At 59.4% G+C, this 6,419-nt stretch carries 10 protein-coding genes and 1 pseudogene; 6 read left to right on the top strand and 5 right to left on the bottom strand.

The features are described from left to right. Window positions 1–6 precede the first annotated feature (6 nt). From ACPYOI_RS22945 to ACPYOI_RS22955, 3 genes and pseudogenes are all read left to right on the top strand, one after another. On the top strand, window positions 7–726 hold the full coding sequence (locus ACPYOI_RS22945) for a substrate-binding periplasmic protein (protein WP_481417729.1): 720 nt from the start codon (window positions 7–9) through the stop codon (window positions 724–726). Window positions 727–809: 83 nt separating this feature from the next. Further along, complete coding sequence (pth, locus tag ACPYOI_RS22950; protein WP_481417730.1) at window positions 810–1,526, top strand: aminoacyl-tRNA hydrolase; 717 nt, start codon at window positions 810–812, stop codon at window positions 1,524–1,526. 3 nt (window positions 1,527–1,529) lie between these two features. Then, window positions 1,530–1,670, top strand: a pseudogene (locus ACPYOI_RS22955) (GNAT family N-acetyltransferase); the annotation flags it as partial. Between the two features lie 434 nt (window positions 1,671–2,104). Here the strand turns inward: ACPYOI_RS22955 and clpS are convergent. From clpS to ACPYOI_RS22970, 3 genes are all read right to left on the bottom strand, one after another. Next, window positions 2,105–2,416 (bottom strand): ATP-dependent Clp protease adapter ClpS, encoded by a 312-nt coding sequence (clpS, locus tag ACPYOI_RS22960; protein ID WP_168830836.1) that lies wholly within the window; start codon window positions 2,414–2,416, stop codon window positions 2,105–2,107. A gap of 67 nt (window positions 2,417–2,483) precedes the next feature. Beyond that, window positions 2,484–2,885: a type II toxin-antitoxin system VapC family toxin gene (locus ACPYOI_RS22965; RefSeq protein WP_481417731.1), complete on the bottom strand. Its 402-nt coding sequence runs from the start codon at window positions 2,883–2,885 to the stop codon at window positions 2,484–2,486. After that, window positions 2,882–3,139 (bottom strand): AbrB/MazE/SpoVT family DNA-binding domain-containing protein, encoded by a 258-nt coding sequence (locus ACPYOI_RS22970; RefSeq protein ID WP_481417732.1) that lies wholly within the window; start codon window positions 3,137–3,139, stop codon window positions 2,882–2,884. Before ACPYOI_RS22970 ends, ACPYOI_RS22965 begins: the two co-directional genes overlap by 4 nt. 129 nt (window positions 3,140–3,268) lie before the next feature. Here ACPYOI_RS22970 and ychF point away from each other — a divergent pair, with 129 nt between their 5' ends. From ychF to ACPYOI_RS22985, 3 genes are read left to right on the top strand one after another with little or no spacing between them, the layout of a single operon-like run. After that, window positions 3,269–4,372, top strand: coding sequence for a redox-regulated ATPase YchF (gene ychF, locus ACPYOI_RS22975; protein WP_481417747.1), 1,104 nt, complete (start codon window positions 3,269–3,271; stop codon window positions 4,370–4,372). A 34-nt stretch (window positions 4,373–4,406) separates the two neighbouring features. Further along, window positions 4,407–4,868, top strand: a complete 462-nt coding sequence (locus ACPYOI_RS22980; protein WP_481417733.1) for a MaoC family dehydratase — start codon at window positions 4,407–4,409, stop codon at window positions 4,866–4,868. After that, on the top strand, window positions 4,865–5,332 hold the full coding sequence (locus ACPYOI_RS22985) for a MaoC family dehydratase (RefSeq protein ID WP_481417734.1): 468 nt from the start codon (window positions 4,865–4,867) through the stop codon (window positions 5,330–5,332). Before ACPYOI_RS22980 ends, ACPYOI_RS22985 begins: the two co-directional genes overlap by 4 nt. Before the next feature lie 11 nt (window positions 5,333–5,343). Here the strand turns inward: ACPYOI_RS22985 and ACPYOI_RS22990 are convergent, their stop codons facing one another. Next, window positions 5,344–5,886, bottom strand: coding sequence for an adenine phosphoribosyltransferase (locus tag ACPYOI_RS22990; RefSeq protein ID WP_168830487.1), 543 nt, complete (start codon window positions 5,884–5,886; stop codon window positions 5,344–5,346). Window positions 5,887–6,002: 116 nt separating this feature from the next. Beyond that, window positions 6,003–6,419: cytochrome c1 (locus ACPYOI_RS22995; RefSeq protein ID WP_481423403.1), on the bottom strand; the 417-nt coding region annotated here is incomplete at its 5' end.

Consider the following 6,419-nt stretch of genomic DNA (forward strand, 5'->3'; position numbering starts at 1 on the left):
AATGCGATGAAAAAGCTCCTGCTTCTTGTTTACCTGGCGCTTTCTTGCACTGCCGAGGGACACGCCGAGACGGTACATTTCACCACCGAGGAATACCCGCCCTTCAACTATCGCGACGGAAAGGTCCTCAAGGGCGCGACCGTCGACCAGGTCGAAGCAGTGATGAGCGCTATCGGCGTCGACTACACGATCGAGATGATGCCTTGGGCGCGTGCCTATAGCCTCGCACAATCGCAGCCGATGACCTGCGTCTTCGCCACCGCGCACAATGACATGCGCCATCCTCACTTCAAATGGATCGAGCCGCTGCTCGTCGATCGCAATATCCTGATCAAGCGAAAGGGTTCGGACGTGGCTGCCAGCAACCTCGAAGAGGCCAAGAAATACACGATCGGCACGCAGCGCGAGGACTATACAGAGATGACGCTCAAGGCGAAGGGCTTCACCAAGCTTGACGTCACGACGGATTTCAACGCCACGCTTCGCAAGCTGCTCAACGGCCGCATCGAGATGATGCCCATTTCGGAGCTCTATTTTGATAAGCTCAAGGCCGATCAGCCCGTGGAGATCGTTACCGTGCTATCCTCGCAGCCGATGGGCATTGCCTGCCACAAGGATTTTCCGGCCGACCTGCAGGCGAGGATGCAAGCCGCCCTCGACGCGCTGATCGCCGACGGCAGGCAGAAGCTGATTTTTCTGAAATACGGGTTGCATCTCGGCAATTAGCGTGGCGTCCTGCCTTTGCACTTGACTTCGCGTGCGTTTCGCGGTGGTGAAGCGATACAGGTGTTCAAGAAACGGACTGGCCAATGCTGATCATCGCGGGTCTCGGCAATCCCGGAAGCAAATATGCCGGAAACCGTCACAATATCGGCTTCATGGCGGCCGACGCCGTCCACCGGCGCCACAGCTTTTCGCCCTGGTCGAAGAAGTTCAAGGCCGAGATTTCGGAAGGCGAGCTTGGCGGCGAAAAAGTGCTGCTGATCAAACCGCAGACCTACATGAACCTTTCGGGCGAATCTGTTGGCGAAGCGATGCGCTTCTACAAGCTTCAGCCCGCCGATCTCGTTGTCATCTATGACGAGCTCGACCTGCCGCCCGGCAAGGTCCGGCTGAAGACCGGCGGTGGCAATGGCGGCCATAACGGCATCAGGTCGCTCGACGCTCACTGCGGCAAGGACTACCGGCGGCTGCGCCTCGGCATCGGCCATCCGGGCGTCAAGGAACTGGTGCAGCACCACGTCCTCGGCGATTTTGCCAAGGCCGACCAGACCTGGCTGGAGCCGCTCCTCGACACGCTTGCCGACAACGCCGACATGCTGGTCCGCAACGAGGATTCGCAGCTGATGAACAAGCTCGCGCTTGCCCTCGGCGGCAACCCGGAGGAGGACAAGCCAAAGCCGGAAAAAAAGCCGGCGGCAAAATCCCACATCCATCAGGCGCGCAATCACAACCAGCCGAAGCTGCCCGCGACCGGGCCAATGGCGGACATGCTGAAGAAGATGTTCGGCAACAAGGGTGATTGAACCATGTGTGCCGGCGAACTCGTTATCCGCACCGCCGAGATTGGCGACCCACCGGGCCTCCTTGCTCTTTACCATGAGCTCAACCCAACTGATCCGGTCATGGACCGCGCGCATGCCGAAGAACTGTTTCAAGCGATCCTCGCTGCGAGGGTCAAATGACCAAGTTGAACATATATCGAGCGTGTTTGCTCGTTTTGCTCGCGGGTGTCGTATACGCTTGGCCAATCGTCGGGATCGTCATTGTAGGATGGTGGGTAGGTGCGCTGATCGGCCTTTTGGCAAAAAGTACTACTCCACCCGAACGGCAAGACTCCACCTTTCCGATCGGCAACACAGATAGCTTGGGCTGTTTGAGCGCGCGGCTTTGTCTTTGGAATGGTTTCTACGTCTGGAAAGATCTGGACCACGACTATTGGAAAAGGGATGCCCAGTAGGCGCCAGTTCAATGCAGGCCGATAAGTAATCCCAGAGGTCATGACACACCTACAGCTGGCGAGCTTGCCGTTGCCATCCTCGATCCGGCATGACGGGCTGCCCGAAAACAGCGGATGTCGGAGCCTGGTCAGGAGATCGCCAAGCTATTCCTCCGGCTCAGCCGTTAACATCAGCGGGAATCCTGCCTCCTTCGCATAGTCCATCGCTTCCTTGACTTTCGTCTCGGCAATGTCCTTTGCGCAGACGACGACCACGCTGGATCCCAGCTTGTGCGCCGTCATCATGACCCGATAGCCCGTTTCCTCGCTCATCCGGAAAACGGCCTTGAGGATCATGACGACGAATTCGCGGGGCGTGTAGTCGTCGTTGAACAGGATAACCTTGTAGAGCTTCGGCCTATCCAGCTTCGGCTTGGTCTTCGTTTTAGGCTTTATGGCAACGTTGCTGTCACTCATCGGAAGTCCACCGTTGATGACATGGGAGGAGCGCTTGCCCGCCGGGGCTGCATCACTCAATCTAAAGTCAGTTTGGGGTCAAGAGCAAGCAATCCTGGCCGGCATCCCGTAAAATTGAGGCCGCCTTCCGGTCAAACGTCGCAAATATTTCGCTACCCTGCCTCTGTCCTTCAAGCACGATGATGCCATCGGCAAAATCTCCACCGGCGCGGAGAAACCGCAAACCTGCTGAAGCCGCAGGGCGATCCATCGCTATATTCGAGATACCGGAAAGCCGCGTGATGACTTCCACAAGCTCGTCTGCGGTAAAATCATACAGCCGCCGCAGTACCCACATCAATTCGCAAAGCGTCTGGTTAGTAATGATGATGTCATTGGAACGCACGAGTTCTTCAGCCTTGTCGCTTTCTTCGCGATTGTCATGCGTCAGAATGCGGACAAGAACGTTGGTGTCGACCGCAATCTTCAAGGTTTGACCTCGCCTGCCCAACCGGCCTCAATCGCCTCGTTGATCTCCTCGATCGAGCGGCTTCTCTTTGCCTTGTGAGCAAAGAGGCCGAAGATGCTTTCGATGGGCTGCCTAGGCTTAAGCCCATGGATATTGGCTTGGCCTTTGGGGACTAGATCGATCTCGATCTCGTCACCAGGACGCGCGCCGAGATGGTCCAGTACCTCCTTCTTCAGGGTTACCTGGCCCTTTGCCGTTATCTTCAGTTTGATCACGCTCAAATCTCCTCCCTGATACGGTAAGGCAAAGGTGCCTTACACGCAAGGGAAGCGGAAAAGCTTGACCGCATGGCTCCTTTATCCCATAGGCAAGGCAACGATTTCAGCGAATACGGACATCCAGCCATGGGCTTCAAATGCGGTATCGTCGGTCTGCCGAATGTCGGCAAATCGACACTCTTCAACGCGCTCACCAAGACGGCAGCGGCGCAGGCGGCCAATTACCCCTTCTGCACGATCGAGCCGAACACCGGTGAAGTCGCCGTTCCTGATCCGCGCATGCAGAAGCTGGCTGCGATCGCCGGCTCCAAGGAGATCATCCCGACCCGCATCTCCTTCGTCGATATCGCCGGTCTCGTGCGTGGCGCTTCGAAGGGTGAAGGCCTTGGCAACAAGTTCCTCGCCAACATCCGCGAAGTCGATGCCGTGGTACACGTGCTGCGCTGCTTCGAGGACGACGACATCACCCATGTCGAGGGCCGCATCAATCCGGTCGGAGATGCCGACACGATCGAGACCGAGCTGATGCTTGCAGACCTCGAGAGCCTCGAGCGCCGCGTCGAGCAGACCCGCAAGCGCGCCACCGGCAAGGACAAGGATTCCATCGCGCAGCTGCCGGTGATGGAAGCCGTCATCAAGCTTCTGAACGAAGGCAAGCCGGCCCGCCTGCTCCTGAAGACGCTGGCACCCGAAGAGATCGAGATCCTCAAGGGCCTCAACCTTCTGACGTCGCATCCGGTTCTCTATGTCTGCAACGTCGCCGAGGCCGACGCCTCCACCGGCAATGAGCATACCTCAGCCGTGGCAGCCATGGCCGAGGAGCAGGGCGCAGAATGCGTCATCATCTCGGCGGCGATCGAATCCGAAGTGGCACAGCTGCCGGAAGAGGAATCGAAGGAGTTCCTCTCGGCGCTCGGCCTTGAGGAAGCCGGTCTCGACCGCCTCATCCGCGCTGGCTACCACCTGCTCGACCTGATCACCTATTTCACCGTCGGCCCGAAGGAAACGCGTGCCTGGACGATCGTGCGAGGTACCAAGGCCCCGCAGGCCGCCGGCGTCATCCACACCGACTTCGAACGCGGCTTCATCCGTGCCTTCACAATCGGCTATGACGACTACATCAACTTCAAGGGTGAAGTCGGTGCCAAGGAAGCCGGCAAGGGCCGTGATGAAGGCAAGGAATATGTCGTCCAGGACGGCGACGTAATCCACTTCCGCTTCAACACGTAAGCGTTCGCGCGGCCGTTGGGAGGATGGGGGCCTGATGAAGCTGTTTTTTGAAGACTTCGAGCCGGGCCGCGCCTTCCCGCTCGGCCCGATTCCGGTTACCGCCGAAGCGATCATCGAATTCGCCACCGAATTCGATCCGCAGCCGATGCACATGGACGAAGCCGCCGGGCGCGCAAGCATCCTTGGCGGGCTCGCCGCTTCAGGCTGGCATACCTGCGCACTCTTCATGCGCATGATGGCCGACGGCTATCTCCTCGACTCGCATTCTCAGGGCGCGCCCGGCATCGATCTGATGGAATGGAAGAAGCCGGTTCTTGCCGGCGACACGCTTTCGGGCTTCTCGACTGTGCTCGAGGCCCGCGCCATGCGCTCCCGGCCTGGCATCGGCATCGCCCGCTTCAAGCATGAAATCCACAACCAGCGCGGCGAGCTCGCCTGCTACAGCGAAAACTGGATCATGTTCAGCATGCGCGGCGTGGCGGAGGCAAACGCATGAGAATGGCGGAACTCTGTGCAATCGGCGAAAAGACCGGGATCGGCAGCTACACTTTCACCGAGGAGCGCATTGTCCATTTCGCCCGGCGTTTCGACCCGCAGCGCTTCCATATCGACAAGGAAGCAGCCAAGCAGACGCTCTTCGGCAATCTCTGTGCTTCCGGCTGGCACAACTGCGCCGCCTGGATGCGCACCTTCCTGGAGTATTGGGAGAAGGAAACCGTTCGTCTTGCCGAAGAAGGCATAGCAGCACCGAAGCTCGGCCCCTCGCCCGGCTTCCAGAAGCTGCAATGGCTGCGTCCCGTCTTCGTCGACGAGACGATAAGCTATTCGGTGACCCTGCTCGCCAGTCGGCCCCTCGCATCGCGGCCGGGCTGGCACCTGAATTCGATGCTCAACGAAGGCGTCAATCAGGACGGTACGCCCGTCATCCGTTTCGAGGGCAGCGTGCTCGAATTCGAGTGACGCTGGAGGGTCTAGTGCCCGGCAAACTCCACCAGTGTCCTCACCTCGACGCCGAGCGCCTCGAGCTTTTTGCGGCCGCCGAGCTCCGGCAGGTCGATGACGAAACAGGCCGAAACGATCTCGGCGCCCAGTTGTCGCAGCAGCTTGACCGCGCCTTCCGCCGTGCCGCCGGTGGCAATGAGGTCGTCGGTGAGGATCACCTTCTCGCCGGCCTTCACCGCGTCCACATGGATCTCCATCTCGTCGGTACCGTATTCGAGGCTATAGGCCATCCGTACCGTCTGGTGCGGCAGCTTGCCCTTCTTGCGGATCGGCACGAAGCCCGCCGAAAGCTGATGCGCCAGCGCCCCGCCGAGAATGAAGCCGCGGGCCTCGATGCCGGCGATCTTGCCGACGCCCAGGCCCACATATGGTTTCACCAGTTCGTCCACGGCCTGCCGGAAGGCGACCGCATCGCCGAGCAGCGTCGTGATGTCGCGAAAGATAATGCCGGGCTTCGGGTAGTCCGGAATGGAGCGGATGCTGTCCGCAAGCTCCGAGGCAATGGTGTTCATGCAAAGTCCGTTTGTCTGCGAGGGCATTGGTCGGCCGCACCCTATCAAGTGGCCGTCATGGAACCAACAAAAAAGGCGGCTCGAACGCCGCCTTTTGCACGTTTGGTGAGAGCCGCTCAGGCTTCCTTGTTGGCGTACACCGAGCGCTTCGTCAGATAGATGAGACCCGTGAAGATCAGCAGGAACACCATGACCATGAAGCCGGTATGCTTGCGCTCGACCAGATGCGGCTCTGCTGCCCACATCAGGAAGGCCGAGACATCCCTTGCATACTGATCGACGGTCTGCGGCGTACCATCGTCATAGGTCACCTGGTCGTCCGAGAGCGGCTTGGGCATGGCGAAAGCCGCAGCAGCGTGGAAGTATGGATTGTAATGCGCGCCCTGCGGAACCTGGAAACCGGCCGGAGGCTCTTCGTAGCCGGTGAGCAGCGAATAGATATAGTCCGGCCCGCCTTCCTGATACTGCGTGAAGATGTCGAAGACGAACCGCGGGAAGCCGCGTTCGACTTCACGAGCCTTGGCGAGCAGCGA

It is taken from the genome of Rhizobium sp. SVR5-2C (assembly GCF_056755115.1).

Coding starts and splice junctions, on each gene's coding strand:
- ACPYOI_RS22945 (WP_481417729.1), top strand. CDS start 7: ATGAAAAAGCTCCTGCTTCTTGTTTACCTGGCGCTTTCTTGCACTGCC.
- ychF (WP_481417747.1), top strand. CDS start 3,269: ATGGGCTTCAAATGCGGTATCGTCGGTCTGCCGAATGTCGGCAAATCG.
- ACPYOI_RS22980 (WP_481417733.1), top strand. CDS start 4,407: ATGAAGCTGTTTTTTGAAGACTTCGAGCCGGGCCGCGCCTTCCCGCTC.
- pth (WP_481417730.1), top strand. CDS start 810: ATGCTGATCATCGCGGGTCTCGGCAATCCCGGAAGCAAATATGCCGGA.
- ACPYOI_RS22985 (WP_481417734.1), top strand. CDS start 4,865: ATGAGAATGGCGGAACTCTGTGCAATCGGCGAAAAGACCGGGATCGGC.
- ACPYOI_RS22990 (WP_168830487.1), bottom strand. CDS start 5,886: ATGAACACCATTGCCTCGGAGCTTGCGGACAGCATCCGCTCCATTCCG.
- clpS (WP_168830836.1), bottom strand. CDS start 2,416: ATGAGTGACAGCAACGTTGCCATAAAGCCTAAAACGAAGACCAAGCCG.